This is a genomic window from Methylophilales bacterium (assembly GCA_019823025.1).
In the GTDB taxonomy this organism is placed as follows: Bacteria; Pseudomonadota; Gammaproteobacteria; order Burkholderiales; family Methylophilaceae; genus BACL14.
The window spans coordinates 1,230,143-1,248,276 of the sequence record CP081940.1 but is presented as its reverse complement, the minus strand read 5'-3'; the positions used below and the strand labels follow the sequence as shown (position 1 = coordinate 1,248,276).

The following is an 18,134-nucleotide window of genomic DNA, read 5'->3' as shown; positions in this document are numbered from 1 at the left end:
TAACACGCCTTGATACGCCAGAATTCAACTAAAATTAATCACATTCAGTGTAAAATATACTAATGGCAACAAACTCACAGAATAAAATAGCAAGCTCGTCAAACTTCATTAGAGCAAAGATTGAAAAAGATATTTCCAATAATCTCTATAAAAATAAATTGTGGAATAAATCACCTGGAAATAGCAATCATCAACTAAAAGGTGAGTTAGATAAGGCTAAAATCAGAACTCGTTTTCCACCTGAGCCCAATGGTTATCTTCATATAGGTCATGCAAAAAGTATCTTTTTGAATTTTGGGTTAGCTCAAGATTTCTCTGGTGCCTGTCATCTAAGGTTCGATGATACAAATCCTGAAAAAGAGGATCAAGAATATGTTGATAGTATTATTGAAAATGTAAAGTGGTTAGGATTTGATTGGAATTTTAATAATGACGCTAACCTCTATTACGCTAGTAATTATTTTGATTTTATGTATGAGGCGGCTAGTCTTCTAATAAAATCAGGATTTGCTTATGTCGACCAACAAAATGCTGATGAAATAAGAGAAAACAGAGGAACTCTCACTTCTCCTGGCAAAGATTCACCATGGCGAAATCATCCCATTGAAGAACATCTTAAATTGTTTGAAGAGATGCGTAATGGTAAGCATACAGATGGCTCTATGGTACTCAGGGCAAAAATCAATATGGCCTCGCCAAATATCAACCTTCGTGACCCAGCTATCTACCGAATTAAAAATGTCTCTCACCATAAAACTGGTGATAAGTGGTCTATTTATCCGATGTATACCTTTGCTCATCCTATCGAGGATGCGCTTGAAGGCATTACTCACTCTATATGTACGCTTGAGTTTGAAGACCAAAGACCTTTTTATGATTGGTTATTAAAACGCCTAAAAGAAAATAATTTCTTTTCAGATCCACTCCCAAAACAATATGAATTTGCCAGGCTGAATTTAACTTACGTTGTCTTATCCAAAAGAAGATTGATTGAGCTAGTAGAAAATGAATATGTATCGGGTTGGGATGATCCAAGAATGCCGACACTTGTTGGATCAAAAAGAAGGGGATACACACCCAGTGGATTTAAATTATTTACTGACAGGATTGGTGTCTCTAAGGCAGATTCATGGATTGACTACACTATTTTAGAGGATTGTATGCGCGAGGTATTAAATCAATCTGCACATCGTCGAGTAGCTGTATTAGACCCTGTTAAACTAATTATTAATAATTTCGCTGATGATCAAGAAGAAGATTGTTTAGCACCAAATCATCCAAAAAATAAAGACCTAGGTAAGCGGACAATCAAACTTACAAAAGAATTATGGATTGATAGAGATGATTTTATGGAGGTCCCAGTTGCAAAATACTTCAGATTATCACCTGGTGCACAAGTAAGACTCAGGTACGGTTTTGTGATTGAATGTACTGGTTTTGAAAAAGATATAAATGGTAATGTAACCAAAATATTTTGTGATTATTTACCTGATACCAAATCAGGGACACCTGGTGCAGATGCGATTAAGGTTAAAGGTAATATTCATTGGTTATCATGCAAATATGCAGTAAATGCAAAGGTTAATTTGTATGATAGATTGTTTAAAGAAGCTCATCCTGGTGAAAATAATAATTACTTGGACGACCTAAATCCAAATTCCTTAACTTCAAAAGAAATTAAAATTGAAGAAAATTTAAAGACAATTTCACCTGGCGATCAATATCAATTTGAACGCCACGGTTATTTTATTGCTGATGACCTATCAAAATCTGAGGACATTATTTTAAATCGAACTACGACACTACGTGATAATTGGCAATAATTAAATTAGATTAAACGCAATCGGAACAACTACATTCGTCACGCTATTTTTTAATGTATCAGGCGGTACAGGAAAAGGTTTGCTTTTTTCCATCATATTCATCCCCTCTTTATCCAAGACTTTATGACCGCTACTTTTTTGAATATTTTTAGAGATTAAAGAACCGTCGCCGCCAATTTGAATTGCAATTACAACCTCACCTTGCATTTTTCTGCGCTGAGCAATTCTAGGATACTTTTTATGTTTAGCAATATGTGCTCTTAAAAGATTACTATAATTATTTACTACTTGCGGGCTTGGTGATGTTGGAACTTGCTCACTTATTTGAGTTACTTCATTGGTCTCAACTGACTCCGATAAAGGTTCAATAATGGGTTCAATTATTGGTTCAACGATAGGTTCTAATACTTGCTCTTCGACAGGTTCAGATATCGGTTCTGCAATTGGTTCAGGTATAGGTTTGGGTGTTGGTTTAGGTTTTTCTATGAGCTTTGGCTTGATAATGGGTTTGGGTTTAATTATAGGTTTTGGTATTGGTATTGGTTCAGGGACGACTTTGGGAGCTACTTGTTTAACTATTTCAGTATTAAAAATTATATCCACAACAGGTTTTGGTGTTAAATTGAAATTTGATATTTGCAATTTCATAACAAAAAGTGCATGAATGATTAGAGACAATATAATCGCATGCGTTAAATTTAACTCGTTAAAAAAATTGTTGCCTTTAGTCATATTTAATATTTTTTTTTAGAGTCCAATAGTATAAAGAATAACTCTATATAATTTATATGAACTTAATTTTCAGGAATTTTTCCCAACAGATTAAGCGGGTTGATATAAGTTAGCAGTATCGAACGTTCGCCGATCCAGAAAGCTATAATTTATTTCAGCATAGTTGTTAAAAAACTTGATCCCGCATTCATGCAATCAAAAGCATGAAGCCCAAGTTCTTGAGATAGTTTTTTGTAGGTTGAAATGCCACGACAACTATTACCTTTTTTATCTAACATAGGTGAATATGAAGCAATTCCCATTTGACGATTTACAACACCGACAATACCTCCAGAGACACCACTTTTAGAAGGGATACCAATCTCATTCATCCAGCGGCCTGTATTATCGTACATACCACAAATATTCATTACTGACATAATACTTCTCACCGCTTCAATATTAAAAACTTCTTTTTTAGTAATTGGATTTTCTCCCAAATTCGCAATTGTTGCAGCAATACAAGCTAAATCATGGCAATTAACAAGAATGGCGCATTGCGCAAAATAAATCTCTAAAATTTGGTCAATATAATCACTTATCATATTAAAATTAAGTAATAAGTATGCAATCGCACGATTTCGATTACCCGTCTCCAACTCTGACCAATAAACTTCTTTATCAATTTCAAGGGTTCGTCCTGCTGCTAAGCTAAATTTCTCAAGAATAAAGTCAATTGCATCTTTGCCATACTTGTCAAATAGCATGCCAGTTGCAGAAATTGCACCAGCATTAACCATTGGGTTATATGGCCTACTTGTTTCGGGCTGTAATTCAATCGAATTAAATGCCTCACCACTTGGCTCAACATCAATTTTCTTTTCCACCTCTGAAGCACCATAAATCTCTAGCGACATACCATAAGTTAATGGTTTAGATATTGATTGGATAGTAAATAGCTTATCAGTATCACCATATTCAAAGAATTGCCCATTTGTGCTTAGTATTGAGATTCCAAAGTGATTTGGATTGGCCTTAGTTAATTGCGGGATATAACTTGCTATCTCACCGTCCTGTTGATTAGCAAACTCCTTATGAGTTTCTTCTACTAATCTCTGTATTTCATGTTTTTCTGCCATATAACCACTTTTTTTTAATTTCAATGAAATGCATTTGAAAATAATGCTTTCAAAATCAAAGATTATATTATCAAGACCACACTTTTTTACAAAGCCATTTTTTTATAAAAAAAAACCCCACCCTAAGGTGAGGTTTTTTAAATTAGAAGCCTGGCAGTGTCCTACGTTCGCGTAGAAAAGACTACACTATCATCGGCGCAGAATCGTTTCACTGTCCTGTTCGGAATGGAAAGGAGTGGGTCCAATTCGCTATGTCCGCCAAGCAAACTTTTTTGAGTTATAAATAACTCATGTCTTTTTCAATATGTTAAGAAGTAAATTAATGTGTTTTGATTGCGTTTTGCTTTAGTGTCAACATAACCTTAATAAGTTTTAAGGTTATAGGATCAAGCCTCACGAGCAATTAGTATCAGTTAGCTTCATGCATTACTGCACTTCCACACCTGACCTATCAACGTCCTGGTCTTGAACGACTCTTTAGTGCACTTAAAGTGCAAGGGAAGTCTCATCTTAGGGCAAGTTTCACGCTTAGATGCTTTCAGCGTTTATCTTTTCCAGATTTAGCTACCCGGCTATGCTACTGGCGTAACAACCGGTCCACCAGAGATCTGTCCATTCCGGTCCTCTCGTACTAGGAACAGCCCCCTTCAAACTTCCAACGCCCACGGCAGATAGGGACCAAACTGTCTCACGACGTTTTAAACCCAGCTCACGTACCACTTTAAATGGCGAACAGCCATACCCTTGGGACCGACTACAGCCCCAGGATGTGATGAGCCGACATCGAGGTGCCAAACTCCCCCGTCGATATGAACTCTTGGGAGGAATCAGCCTGTTATCCCCAGAGTACCTTTTATCCGTTGAGCGATGGCCCTTCCATACAGAACCACCGGATCACTATGACCTACTTTCGTACCTGCTTGACATGTCCGTCTCGCAGTCAAGCAACCTTATGCCATTGCACTAACAGCACGATTTCCGACCGTGCCTAGGTTACCTTCGCACTCCTCCGTTACTCTTTGGGAGGAGACCGCCCCAGTCAAACTACCCACCATACACGGTCCCCGATCCCGATAAGGGACCTGGGTTAGAACCTCAACAACATCAGGGTGGTATTTCAAGGGTGACTCCACAAGATCTAGCGATCCTGCTTCAAAGTCTCCCACCTATCCTACACAGATGTTATCAAAGTCCAATGTAAAGCTATAGTAAAGGTTCATGGGGTCTTTCCGTCTAACCGCGGGTAGATTGCATCTTCACAACCATTTCAACTTCGCTGAGTCTCTAGAGGAGACAGTGTGGCCATCGTTACTCCATTCGTGCAGGTCGGAACTTACCCGACAAGGAATTTCGCTACCTTAGGACCGTTATAGTTACGGCCGCCGTTTACCGGGGCTTCTATCAAGAGCTTGCACCCCATCAATTAACCTTCCGGCACCGGGCAGGAGTCACACCGTATACGTCCACTTTCGTGTTTGCACAGTGCTGTGTTTTTAATAAACAGTCGCAGCCACCATTTCACTGCAACCCCATCGGCCTTCGCATGTAAAATGCTACAACCTACTGGGGCGTACCTTATCCCGAAGTTACGGTACAAATTTGCCGAGTTCCTTCTCCAGAGTTCTCTCAAGCGCCTTAGAATTCTCATCCTGCCCACCTGTGTCGGTTTGCGGTACGGTCTCAATCTAACTGAAGCTTAGTGGCTTTTCTTGGAAGCGTGGTGTCAATCACTTCATGAACAAAAGTTCACTCGTTAACACATCTTGATATTAACTCCCCGGATTTACCTAAGGAATCTATCTACATGCTTGAACCAGGATATCCAACACCTGGCTGACCTAACCTTCTCCGTCCCCACATCGCATTAAATTGAGGTACAGGAATATTAACCTGTTTCCCATCGGCTACGCATTTCTGCCTCACCTTAGGGGCCGACTCACCCTGCGCCGATGAACGTTGCGCAGGAAACCTTGGGCTTTCGGCGAGGGAGCCTTTCACTCCCTTTATCGCTACTCATGTCAGCATTCGCACTTCTGATATCTCCAGCATTCCTCACAGAACACCTTCACAGACTTACAGAACGCTCTCCTACCATGCATATAAATATGCATCCGCAGCTTCGGTTATATGCTTAGCCCCGTTACATCTTCCGCGCGAGACGACTCGACCAGTGAGCTATTACGCTTTCTTTAAAGGGTGGCTGCTTCTAAGCCAACCTCCTGGCTGTCTGGGCCTTCTCACTTCGTTTACCACTTAGCATATATTTGGGACCTTAGCTGGCGGTCTGGGTTGTTTCCCTCTTGACAACGGACGTTAGCACCCGCTGTCTGTCTCCCGTAATTGTACTTCTCGGTATTCGGAGTTTGCAATGGTTTGGTAAGTCCTTAAGGACCCCCTAGCCATAACAGTGCTCTACCCCCGAGAGTAAGATACGAGGTACTACCTAAATAGTTTTCGGAGAGAACCAGCTATCTCCAAGTTTGTTTAGCCTTTCACCCCTATCCACAGCTCATCCCCAAATTTTTCAACATTTGTGGGTTCGGACCTCCAGTACCTGTTACGGCACCTTCATCCTGGCCATGGATAGATCACTTGGTTTCGGGTCTACACCCAGTAACTAAGACGCCCTATTAGGACTCGCTTTCGCTACGCCTTCCCTATCGGTTAAGCTTGCTACTGAATGTAAGTCGCTGACCCATTATACAAAAGGTACGCAGTCACCCCGAAGGGCTCCTACTGTTTGTATGCATACGGTTTCAGAATCTATTTCACTCCCCTCCCGGGGTTCTTTTCACCTTTCCCTCACGGTACTAGTTCACTATCGGTCGATTACGAGTATTTAGCCTTGGAGGATGGTCCCCCCATATTCAGACAAGATTTCACGTGTCCCGTCCTACTTATCGTTACCCTAGTTCCACACACGGGCTTTCATATACGGGACTATCACCCTCTACGGCCGGACTTTCCATTCCGTTCTATTAACGCGTGTGCTAAAAATAACAGGCTGCTCCGGTTTCGCTCGCCACTACTGCCGGAATCTCGGTTGATTTCTTTTCCTCGAGTTACTAAGATGTTTCAGTTCACTCGGTTTGCTTCACATCTCCTATGAATTCAGAGATGGATACCCTTGCGGGTGGGTTTCCCCATTCGGACACTTCCGGATCAAAGCTTGTTTGCCAGCTCCCCGAAAAATTTCGCAGACTACCACGTCCTTCATCGCCTGTAATCGCCAAGGCATTCACCATATGCACTTATTCACTTGATCCTATAACTTTAAAACCTAAGCCCTTTTTTACTTACGTTTTCCCGCATGAGACGGTCATTATAGTTTCTTCTAAAGCTTACTTTAAAAACTCTTTTTATCTAAATATAAAATTTAGATGCAAAGTGTTGATTTAGTATTTGATTTTGCAATCATTACCCATTTGAAATCATAATCTCATCACAATCTTATGATTTCTAATTTACTTCTTCCATATTGTTAAAGAACATACTAGCTAAAAAGCTAGCCTTAAACATTTAATTTAATAAACGCTTAAGGCTTACCTTTTTTATACAAAGAATTGGTGGAGGATAACGGGATCGAACCGATGACCCCCTGCTTGCAAAGCAGGTGCTCTCCCAGCTGAGCTAATCCCCCATTTTAAGTTGAATATCAATAAAACTGGTGGGTCTGGTTGGGCTCGAACCAACGACCCCCGCGTTATCAACACGGTGCTCTAACCAGCTGAGCTACAGACCCTAAAACAGGGCCAATTTCTAAAATTCTTTGTGCTACCAACAACTGATAAGTGTGAATGCTTATAGAGAGATTTATTCTCTAGAAAGGAGGTGATCCAGCCGCACCTTCCGATACGGCTACCTTGTTACGACTTCACCCCAGTTGTAAATCCTACCGTGGTAATCGTCCCCCTTGCGGATAGACTAACTACTTCTGGTAAAACCCACTCCCATGGTGTGACGGGCGGTGTGTACAAGGCCCGGGAACGTATTCACCGCGACATGCTGATCCGCGATTACTAGCGATTCCGACTTCATGCTGTCGAGTTGCAGACAACAATCCGGACTACGACCGGCTTTCTGAGATTGGCTCCCCCTCGCGGGTTGGCTTCCCTCTGTACCGACCATTGTATTACGTGTGAAGCCCTGGCCATAAGGGCCATGAGGACTTGACGTCATCCCCACCTTCCTCCGGTTTGTCACCGGCAGTCCCATTAAAGTGCCCAACTAAATGATGGCAATTAATGGCAAGGGTTGCGCTCGTTGCGGGACTTAACCCAACATCTCACGACACGAGCTGACGACAGCCATGCAGCACCTGTGTTACCGTTCTCTTTCGAGCACTAAAGCATCTCTGCTAAATTCGGTACATGTCAAGGCCAGGTAAGGTTTTTCGCGTTGCATCGAATTAATCCACATAATCCACCGCTTGTGCGGGCCCCCGTCAATTCATTTGAGTTTTAATCTTGCGACCGTACTCCCCAGGCGGTCTACTTCACGCGTTAGCTGCGTTACTCATGGATTTTACTCCACCAACAACTAGTAGACATCGTTTAGGGCGTGGACTACCAGGGTATCTAATCCTGTTTGCTCCCCACGCTTTCGTGCATGAGCGTCAGTGTTATCCCAGGGGGCTGCCTTCGCCATTGGTATTCCTCCAAATCTCTACGCATTTCACTGCTACACTTGGAATTCTACCCCCCTCTGACACACTCTAGTCTTACAGTTTCAAACGCAGTTCCCAAGTTGAGCTCGGGGATTTCACATCTGACTTATAAAACTGCCTGCGCACGCTTTACGCCCAGTAATTCCGATTAACGCTTGCACCCTACGTATTACCGCGGCTGCTGGCACGTAGTTAGCCGGTGCTTCTTGTCAAGATACCGTCATGCTTACTATTTATTAGATAGCAAGTTTTCTTCTCTTGCGAAAGAGCTTTACAACCCGAAGGCCTTCTTCACTCACGCGGAATGGCTGGATCAGGGTTGCCCCCATTGTCCAAAATTCCCCACTGCTGCCTCCCGTAGGAGTCTGGACCGTGTCTCAGTTCCAGTGTGGCTGATCGTCCTCTCAGACCAGCTACTGATCGTCGCCTTGGTAGGCCATTACCCCACCAACAAGCTAATCAGATATCGGCCGCTCTAATAACGCAAGGTCCGAAGATCCCCTGCTTTCACCCGTAGGTCGTATGCGGCATTAGCTAACCTTTCAGCTAGTTATTCCCCATTACTAGGCACGTTCCGATATATTACTCACCCGTTCGCCACTCGCCATCAGAGAGCAAGCTCTCTATGCTGCCGTTCGACTTGCATGTGTAAAGCATTCCGCCAGCGTTCAATCTGAGCCATGATCAAACTCTTCAGTTTAATCTTAACTTATTACTATTGCTTTTCAATAAATTGAAAAACAATTTGTATCGCTTATGCTTTTTTCTCAAATTCATTTTCAAGGTTGACTGGTTATTACTAACCAGTGTGGTCTTGTCACAAATTTAAAGTGTAAGCACTTAATATGAGAATTAAAATTGTTTCTGTAAACAGAAAAATTTTAATTTTAATCTCAACTATAAGCACCCACACTTATCAGTTGTCAAATTGTTAAAGAGCTATTATCGATGTTGGTTGCGGGAACAGGATTTGAACCTGTGACCTTCGGGTTATGAGCCCGACGAGCTGCCAGACTGCTCCACCCCGCGATCGATAAATCAACGAGTCTTTTGTTGAACCCTACGTATATAACGTTAGGGAGCGCGAATTATAGCAGTGTAATTAAATCAATGTCAAACACTATCTGCCCTAAATTCACATTTATTTTACGAGTAATTCATTAATCCTTTTTACGAACCCAACTGGGTCTTCTAATTGCCCACCTTCTGAGATTAAAGCCTGGTCAAATACCACTGATGAATACTCATCAAAGGCCTTACCATCTTTCTCAGCGCTGAGTTTTTTAATTAGGGCATGCTCAGGATTGATTTCCAATACAGGCTTAATATCCGGTGTGTTTTGTCCTGCCGCCTTCAAAATCCTCTCTAAATTGCCTGAGATGTCATTTTCACCAACAACTAAACAAGCCGGTGAATCTGTTAAGCGGTGCGTTACCTTTACTTCCTTAATTTTATCCCCAAGTGATTTAGCTATTTTTTCGACCAAGGTTTTAGATTTTTCCTCAATATCTTTCTTAGCTACCTTCTCTGATTCATCTTCAAGTTTTCCTAAATCAAGATCACCCTTTGCAATAGACTGAAATTTTTTACCACTTACTTCCGGTAAATTAGACATCAACCACTCATCAACCCTATCTCCAAGAAGTAAAACTTCAATTTTTTTCTTTTTAAATATTTCAAGATGAGGGCTATTTTTAGCTGCTAAGAAGGAATCAGCCGTTATATAGTAAATAACCTCTTGTTCAGGCTTCATTCTGCTTATGTAATCTGCCAAGCTAACACTTTGTGCGTCAGATTCGTCAAAAGTACTCGCAAATCTAAGTAATCCCGCAATTTTTTCTCTATTTGCAAAATCTTCAGCAGGTCCCTCTTTTAATACAAGGCCGAATTCTGACCAAAACTTTTTAAAATCATCTGGTTTTTTCTTAGCCATATCCTCAAGCGCGGTGAGTGTTTTTTTAACCGTTCCCGATCGAATACTTTCAAGGGCTTTACTGTCTTGCAGAATTTCTCTTGATACGTTGAGTGGTAAGTCACTGCTATCAATAACGCCCTTCATAAATCTTAAATATTGAGGAATGAGTTTCTCATTTGCTTCCATAATGAAAATACGCTTTGCATAAAGTTTTACGCCTTGCGCTTTATCTCTATCGTAAAGATCAAAAGGTGCTTTACTTGGAATAAATAATAGAGAAATATACTCTTGATTACCTTCAACTCGGTTATGAAATATTGATAATGGCGGTTCTTGGTCATAAGTTAAATTTTTATAAAACTCTTCGTACTCTTTTGGTTTTATATCTTTTTTATTACGCGCCCAAATAGCAGAAGCATCGTTTACAACTTCATCTTCCTCTGTTCGAATTGATTTTCCATCCTTAAACTCAAATTTTTTCATTACAATCGGCAATGTGATGTGATCTGAGTATTTTTTTATAATTTCTTTAAGTCTATATTCGTCTAGAAACTCTTCAGCGTCTTTCTTAAGACTTAAAATCACAGATGTGCCTCTTGATTTTTTATCAATAGATTCTAGGCTAAACTCACCATCTCCTTTTGAAACCCATCTCGATCCAGTTTTAGCACCCGCTTTTCTTGATTCTAAGGTGACTTCCTCAGAAATAATAAAGGCTGAATAAAAACCGACACCAAACTGACCAATCAGATTCGCATCCTTAGCTTGATCGCCTGATAGTTTTTTTAAAAATTCCTTTGTGCCTGATTTAGCAATAGTCCCGATATTTTTTACAATATCGTCACGAGTCATACCGATACCATTATCTGAAATAGTGATCGTTTTTTTATCTTTATCAAAATCTACCCAAATTTTAAGCTCAGAGTCTTTTTCATAAAGATCATTTTTTTCTAATGCTTCAAATCTAAGCTTATCTGCTGCATCACTCGCATTAGAAATTAATTCACGTATTGCAATCTCTTTATTGCTATAAAGAGAGTGAATCATCAGTTGTAAAAGTTGTTTTACCTCAGCCTGGAAACTTAAAGTCTCTTTCTGTTTTGTCATTTTCTTGAAATCCCTAATTGAATTAAATTTAATTTAAATATTGCTATTATTAATGGGGGCAGTTTTATTTATTTCAACTTTTTTAACTGATTATATTTTTGAAAAGATATAAGCGACGACGTAAAATGCCATTGTGGCAGTTATATTTAAGCTTGAGCCATATCCATCACAACTCAAACCCCCTCCTGATTGATCAATTTCACATGCATCAGACTTGATAATAGGCTCATCAGAAAATATGGTAGGTATCTCGTATTTACTTTTTGATAGCTTATTTTTTTTATTAAAATGCTTTCGAATATTGCTTAATAATGGATCTCCGAAGGTTTTAGAAAGATCAGCTATTTTTATTCTCGCAGGATCGACTCTGCCCCCTGCACCACCCACCATTATCAGGGATAAATTCTTTGATTGGCAGTATTCAGCTAAACTTGTTTTTACACTCGATTGATCAATTGCATCAATAATAAAATCAAATTTACTCGATATATGACTTTCAATATTTGATTCTTCTAAAAAATCATCAACACAATCCACCACGCAGGTTGGATTGATATCTATGATTCGATCCTTCATAGCCTTTATTTTTGATTCGCCATCCGTGCTATCGAGAGCATGAATTTGGCGATTAATATTTGATTCAACAATATGATCCATATCTATTAGCGTTATTTTGCCAACACCGTGTCTTACCAAAGACTCGGCTACCCATGAACCTACACCGCCAATGCCTACTACACAAATATGACAATTCTGAATCAATCGAAATTTTTTTTCTCCATAAAGTCGTATAATGCCGCTAAACCTTCTCTCCAAATCGACTTCTACTTCCATCATTCGCTCTCAAGAACAACAAATGCTACTGCTATATTTTTTTCATCTGATATTGATAAATGACAAGATTTGATTTTCTTCTCTTTGAGCAAGCGTGCCACATTTTCATTTAGCTTAATGTCTGGACGCCCAAGTTCATTGTTAATTACAATAATGGATTTAACATTAACATCCCCTCTAAAACCTGTGCCTAATGCTTTTGCAAAGGCTTCTTTGGCAGCAAACCTTTTAGCTAAAAAATTTTCTTTTAAATTATTTTTTTGAAAAACTAAAAACTCTTCAGGGCTTAATATTTTTTTGGCAAAATCATCTCCAAATCTTTCTAAAGCTTTTGCTATCCTTGAAACCTCTACGACATCGGTACCAACCCCATAAATCATGACTGTGCATTCTCTTTAATAATTTTTTTCATTTCAACAACAGCATTCTCCCAACCAATAAATAACGCCCTAGCTACTATGGCATGTCCAATATTTAATTCATGGATACCATCAATTTTTGCAATATTTTGTACATTCTCATAATGAAGGCCATGACCTGCATTAACTAAAAGCCCAGATTTTTTTGCGTATTCTACTGCTTGTTGTATTTTTTTTAGCTCTTTATTTTTTAATTCACCTTTAAAGTCTGCGTAATTACCTGTGTGTAACTCAATGATTGGGACTTTCATCTCAATCGCTTTATCAATTTGATCGATCTCAGGCGCAATGAAAAGAGAAACCCGAACACCCGCTTTTGTTAAGTCATCGCTTATTTCTTTAATGTCATGGAATTTTTTTATCAAATCCAAGCCTCCCTCAGTAGTCCTCTCCTCTCTTCTCTCAGGCACCAAACATACATCCTCTGGGTGAACATCCAACGCAATTTTTAGCATTTCTGGGACGGGTGCTAATTCTAAATTCATTTTAGTTTTTAATAAGGGTTTTAATTCATAGAGATCTTTGTCCTGCATATGACGCCGGTCCTCTCTTAGATGCAACGTAATACTATCTGCACCCGCCTGTTCGGCTAAGGTGGCCGCATCGAGGACTGATGGGTAATTTGTTCCTCTCGCTTGTCTTATCGTTGCTATATGATCAATATTAACGCCTAGATCCATCTCAGTTTTCCTAAATATTTAAAAATAGTTGTTTGGAGTTTAATGGTTTATCTCCCAAATAATAATTGATTAAAAAACGCATTAAATTTTTACTTTGTAGCTCAGTAGTTGCAGAGTCAAAATTGTCATTTCCCATATCAATTAATGTTTGCCCGATGACTTTAATACTTTTTTCTGTTCTAAATTTTTCTAGCGCACCTTGTTCAGCTTCATAATAATACGTTTTATCTGCTTTAATTTCATTAGAGTTTGCATCCGCTTTTAAGACCACTTCATAGCCTAATTCTAAGAGTAGTTTTAATTCAAACCTTCTCAAAGTAACCCCTATGTTTAAGCCTTGAGACAGATTTTCCATGGTGGTGTGATAAAAATTAAACAAAGACTCATAATTGTCTTCCTTAGGTAACAACCTAAGCAATAATTCGTTTAAATAAAAACCACATATTAAAGAATTCCCTTCCATAGGAAGATATTGATCGCACCAGTCGATTCCATGCAGCGTTTTTAATTCTCCAATACCAGACCAAGAAGCTTCCAAGGCTTGAAATGCCTGCAACATCCCTCTTAATGCTGACTTTGGTCGCCTTGCTCCTTTTGCAACTAGCGAGACCCTTCCAAATTCTTTAGAAAAAATTTCAACGATGAGACTGGTTTCTTTAAATGGGTATGTATGTAAAACATAGACCTGTTGATTTTCTTTCAGGGAGGTTACTTTAGCCATTCCATTAGAGCCCTAGTGATTTCAGGGCTCTTACATCATCTGCCCAACCCGTTTTAACCTTAACCCAAGTTTCTAACCAAACCTTTCCACCAAAAAGCTTCTCCATATCTAAGCGCGCACTTTTAGAAATTTCTTTTAATCGCTCACCTTTATTACCAATAATCATTGGCTTTAAAGACTCATGGTCAACGATAATGACAGCAAAAATTCTTCTTAAATTTCCCTCTTGCTCAAATTTTTCTATCTCGACAGCAACTGAATATGGGACCTCTTGACCCGTTAGGCGAAATAATTTTTCCCGAACAATCTCTCCTGCCAAAAATCGCTCGCCTTTATCTGTTAACTCATCTTGATCATAGATAAAAGGTTGCTGAGGAAGGTATTTTTTAACACTCTCTAATAACTCTAATAAATTATTTTTTTTCTTAACGCTTGTCGGAACAATTTCTTCAAATTTATCTAACTTATCTGCCTGACTCATTAAGGCTAATATTTTAGATTTGTCTTTAATTAAATCTATTTTATTAATAATTAATAAAATTGGTGTTGAATTGGGGATCATTTGCAATATTTTTTTATCAGTTACGTCAAGCTCATTAGGCTCAGACAAAAATAAAATTAAATCCACGTCTTTAAGTGCTTGATTCACTGATTTATTCAAGCTCTTATTCATTTGATTTAGATGCTTTAATTGATAACCGGGTGTGTCAACAAAAATATATTGAGTATCTTTGTCTGTAAAGATGCCTACCAGCTGATAACGAGTGGTTTGTGCCTTTCTGGAGGTAATGCTTAATTTCGAACCTACAAAATAATTTAGAAGCGTTGATTTACCGACATTAGGTTGACCAACAATAGCAATAGTACCGCAGCGAGTGTTTTTTTTAGACAATGCCATAAAGGCTCTTCTCTATGGTAGCCATTGCCTCTTTTGCTGCCTCTTGCTCTGCAATTTTTCTACTTCTTCCCCCACCCTCTACCTTGACATCAAATTTAGAAACTACACATGTGACAGTAAATAATTGATTATGGGCTTCGCCTTCTACATTAATGACTTCATAGTTTGGTAAAGGGACTTTTTGTGCTTGTAAAAACTCTTGGAGTATCGTCTTAGGGTCCTTATAAATTTCTTTTGGGTTAATTTTTTCAATTAGCTCGACATATGAATCTTCAATGAATTTATAGGCAGATTTCATTCCACCATCAATAAATATCGCGCCAATTAATGCTTCAAAGGCATCAGCTAGGATAGATGGCCTTCTCCAACCTGAGCTTTTAAGCTCTCCAACCCCTAAATTTAAAAAATCTCCAATCTTCAATTCGTTTCCTAATTTAGAAAGTGGTTCCTCTTTTACTAACTGCGATCTTAAGCGGCTCAAATCACCCTCATCCAAATCATTAAATTTTTTAAATAAAAGATCTGCCACAACAAAATTTAGAATACTGTCTCCCAAAAACTCTAATCGCTCATTATTCTTCCCCGAATGGCTTCTATGCGTCATCGCAAGCGTTAAGAGATTGTCATCTTTAAATTTATATTTAATAGATTTTTCAAGAATTTTAAGTTCTTTTGTTTCCATTTACTTAATCGTATCCCCAATCCTTGATGGTTCTGATAAATTCAACCAAATAATAAAGGCTTTTCCTACCAATAAATCTTCAGAAACAAATCCCCAAACTCGGCTATCAGAGGAGTTATCTCGATTATCACCCATCACAAAATAATTACCTTCAGGGACAACAAAACTTCCTGACTCTCCCTCAACATTATGAATAAGAATCGAATGTTTCACTTCACCTAATGTCTCCGAAAATTCTTTAGCTGGAACCCTATAATTATCATTCATCATATACTCATAATTTTTCTCAAAAATATGAGGAACGAGTTTATCGTTGATAAATAACTGCTTATTTTCATATTTAATATTATCTCCGGGAAGCCCAACTACCCGCTTAATATAATCAATGGAAGTATCTCGTGGGTAATGAAATACCACCACATCTCCTCTCTCAGGCATATCATTAGGAATCAGCACAGTATTAATAACGGGAAAACGAACGCCATAACTAAACTTATTGACCGCAATAAAATCACCAGCAACCAATGTCGGCATCATTGACCCTGAAGGAATTTTAAAGGGCTCTACAATAAAAGATCGAATTACAAATACAGCCAAGAGCACAGGGAAAAAGCTTTTGGAATACTCAATGATGATTGATTCTTTCTGTCCCTTTATTCTTTTTTTTGCAAAATAGAGGACATCTAGAAGATAAATAAGACCTGTAAAGCCTGTGACTGTCATTAATATAAGTGCAAAAATCATTTAATCATCTACCTGTAAAATTGCTAAAAAAGCTTCCTGTGGTATCTCAACATTACCCACCTGCTTCATTCTTTTCTTACCTGCTTTTTGCTTCTCTAAGAGTTTTCTTTTTCTAGAAACATCACCACCATAACATTTTGCAATCACATTTTTTCTTAAGGCTTTAATTGTCTCTCTTGCTATTATGTTCGCTCCAATTGCAGATTGAATAGCTACATCAAACATTTGCCTTGGTATCAAGCTTCTCATTTTACTCGCCAACTCGCGACCTTTAGAAATGCTGTTTGATCGATGTACAATTAATGACAAGGCATCAACCCTATCGCCATTAACCATAATATCTAATTTTATCAGGTCAGCTGCCCGAAATTCCATAAACTCATAGTCCATCGATGCATAACCTCTTGAAACTGACTTTAATCTGTCAAAAAAATCAAGCACCACTTCATTTAAGGGAATTTCATATGTAATCATGACCTGTCGCCCCATATACTGCATGTTTTTTTGAATCCCTCTTTTTTCATTAACTAACTTCATGACCGGTCCTACGTAATCATGAGGCAACAAAATGTTAAGGTTAATAATGGGTTCCCTAATCTCTTCAATTGTTGATAAATCAGGCAGTCTGGATGGATTTTCAACTGAAATAACTTCATCATTTTTTAACAACAACTCATATACCACTGTTGGTGCTGTGGTAATTAGCTCCATTTCATATTCACGCTCTAATCTCTCTTGAATTATATCCATATGCAGTAAACCGAGAAAGCCGCATCTAAAGCCAAAACCAAGTGCCGTTGAATTTTCAGGCTCAAAATTTAAAGAAGCATCATTCAGTTTTAATTTCTCTAGTGCGGTTCTCAAAGCATCAAATTGATTTGATTCAATGGGATATAAACCAGCAAAAACTTGAGGTTGAATTTCTTTAAAACCAGGTAATGCCTCATCGGCTTTATTTTTTGACAAAGTGATGGTATCACCAACTTTTGTGCTCTCTAAATCTTTTATTCCAGCAATTACAAACCCGACTTCACCTGCGCTCAGTGAATCCTGCACGATAGATTTAGGAGTAAAAATGCCCACACTTTCACATGCATATTCATCCTTAGTGGCCATCAAGTGAATTTTATCTTTAGCTTTTATTTCTCCATCAATAATACGAACTAGCATCACGACACCAACATAATTATCAAACCATGCATCAATGATCAACGCTTTCAAAGGTTTTTTGATATCCCCAATAGGGGCAGGAACTTTATGAACGACAGTCTCTAAAACATCCTCAATACCTTGGCCGGTTTTTGCTGAGCATAAAATAGCGTCATCTGCCTCTATGCCAATAACATCTTCAATTTCTTTTTTTACTCGATCAGGCTCAGCTGAAGCCAAATCAATCTTATTTAGAACAGGAAAAACCTCCACATTTTGATCAAGCGCCGTATAACAATTTGCCACGGTTTGTGCCTCAACGCCTTGAGAAGCATCAACAACTAATACACCCCCTTCACATGCTGATAGCGAGCGACTGACCTCATAGGTAAAATCAACATGACCCGGTGTATCAATTAAATTAAAAACGTAGAGTTCACCATCCTTGGCTTTATATGAAAGGGTCACTGTCTGTGCTTTTATAGTAATCCCGCGCTCTCTTTCTAAATCCATTGAATCAAGGACTTGAGCTTCCATTTCTCTATCTGCAAGACCGCCACAATATTGGATAATCCTATCTGCTAATGTAGATTTGCCATGGTCAATGTGAGCAATGATTGAAAAGTTTCTGATATTTTTCATAATT

At 38.7% G+C, this 18,134-nt stretch carries 12 protein-coding genes, 3 tRNA genes and 3 rRNA genes; 1 reads left to right on the top strand and 17 read right to left on the bottom strand.

Features of this window, described 5'->3' with window-relative positions:
- The first annotated feature begins 62 nt into the window (after positions 1–62).
- Positions 63–1,823 (top strand): glutamine--tRNA ligase/YqeY domain fusion protein, encoded by a 1,761-nt coding sequence (locus K6112_06640; GenBank protein QZP17687.1) that lies wholly within the window; start codon positions 63–65, stop codon positions 1,821–1,823.
- On the opposite strand, the gene K6112_06635 is transcribed toward K6112_06640, so the two are convergent.
- The 17 genes from K6112_06635 to lepA all read right to left on the bottom strand — a co-directional run bounded on the left by K6112_06635 (position 1,824) and on the right by lepA (position 18,133).
- Positions 1,824–2,555, bottom strand: coding sequence for an energy transducer TonB (locus K6112_06635; protein ID QZP17686.1), 732 nt, complete (start codon positions 2,553–2,555; stop codon positions 1,824–1,826).
- 149 nt (positions 2,556–2,704) lie between these two features.
- On the bottom strand, positions 2,705–3,697 hold the full coding sequence (gene glsA, locus K6112_06630) for a glutaminase A (protein ID QZP17685.1): 993 nt from the start codon (positions 3,695–3,697) through the stop codon (positions 2,705–2,707).
- Positions 3,698–3,821: 124 nt separating this feature from the next.
- Positions 3,822–3,936 (bottom strand): 5S ribosomal RNA (rrf, locus tag K6112_06625).
- A 119-nt stretch (positions 3,937–4,055) separates the two neighbouring features.
- Positions 4,056–6,938 (bottom strand): 23S ribosomal RNA (locus K6112_06620).
- A gap of 299 nt (positions 6,939–7,237) precedes the next feature.
- Positions 7,238–7,313: transfer RNA gene (locus tag K6112_06615), tRNA-Ala, on the bottom strand.
- A 25-nt stretch (positions 7,314–7,338) separates the two neighbouring features.
- Positions 7,339–7,415 (bottom strand) — tRNA-Ile (locus K6112_06610).
- 82 nt (positions 7,416–7,497) lie between these two features.
- Positions 7,498–9,039, bottom strand: a 16S ribosomal RNA gene (locus K6112_06605).
- Together the 16S, 23S and 5S rRNA genes with 3 tRNA genes alongside form the textbook arrangement of a ribosomal RNA operon.
- A gap of 252 nt (positions 9,040–9,291) precedes the next feature.
- A tRNA-Met gene (locus tag K6112_06600) sits at positions 9,292–9,368 on the bottom strand.
- 112 nt (positions 9,369–9,480) lie between these two features.
- On the bottom strand, positions 9,481–11,361 hold the full coding sequence (htpG, locus tag K6112_06595) for a molecular chaperone HtpG (GenBank protein QZP17684.1): 1,881 nt from the start codon (positions 11,359–11,361) through the stop codon (positions 9,481–9,483).
- Positions 11,362–11,451: 90 nt separating this feature from the next.
- The gene (locus K6112_06590) at positions 11,452–12,198 is read right to left on the bottom strand and encodes a tRNA threonylcarbamoyladenosine dehydratase (protein QZP17683.1); all 747 of its coding nucleotides are present in this window, start codon (positions 12,196–12,198) and stop codon (positions 11,452–11,454) included.
- Entirely contained in the window at positions 12,195–12,575 is a 381-nt protein-coding gene (gene acpS, locus K6112_06585; protein ID QZP17682.1) for a holo-ACP synthase, read from the bottom strand. The genes K6112_06590 and acpS overlap by 4 nt, the downstream gene beginning before the upstream one ends.
- Complete coding sequence (locus tag K6112_06580; protein QZP17681.1) at positions 12,572–13,294, bottom strand: pyridoxine 5'-phosphate synthase; 723 nt, start codon at positions 13,292–13,294, stop codon at positions 12,572–12,574. The genes acpS and K6112_06580 overlap by 4 nt, the downstream gene beginning before the upstream one ends.
- Positions 13,295–13,304: 10 nt before the next feature.
- A complete protein-coding gene (gene recO, locus K6112_06575) occupies positions 13,305–14,015 on the bottom strand; it encodes a DNA repair protein RecO (GenBank protein QZP17680.1) in 711 nt (236 codons plus the stop codon).
- Positions 14,016–14,019: 4 nt separating this feature from the next.
- Complete coding sequence (gene era / locus K6112_06570; protein QZP17679.1) at positions 14,020–14,913, bottom strand: GTPase Era; 894 nt, start codon at positions 14,911–14,913, stop codon at positions 14,020–14,022.
- Positions 14,900–15,595, bottom strand: coding sequence for a ribonuclease III (gene rnc, locus K6112_06565; GenBank protein ID QZP17678.1), 696 nt, complete (start codon positions 15,593–15,595; stop codon positions 14,900–14,902). Before rnc ends, era begins: the two co-directional genes overlap by 14 nt.
- Positions 15,596–16,339, bottom strand: a complete 744-nt coding sequence (gene lepB / locus K6112_06560) for a signal peptidase I (protein QZP17677.1) — start codon at positions 16,337–16,339, stop codon at positions 15,596–15,598. It lies immediately after the preceding gene.
- Positions 16,340–18,133, bottom strand: a complete 1,794-nt coding sequence (gene lepA, locus K6112_06555; protein QZP18503.1) for a translation elongation factor 4 — start codon at positions 18,131–18,133, stop codon at positions 16,340–16,342.
- Between the last annotated feature and the right edge of the window lies 1 nt (position 18,134).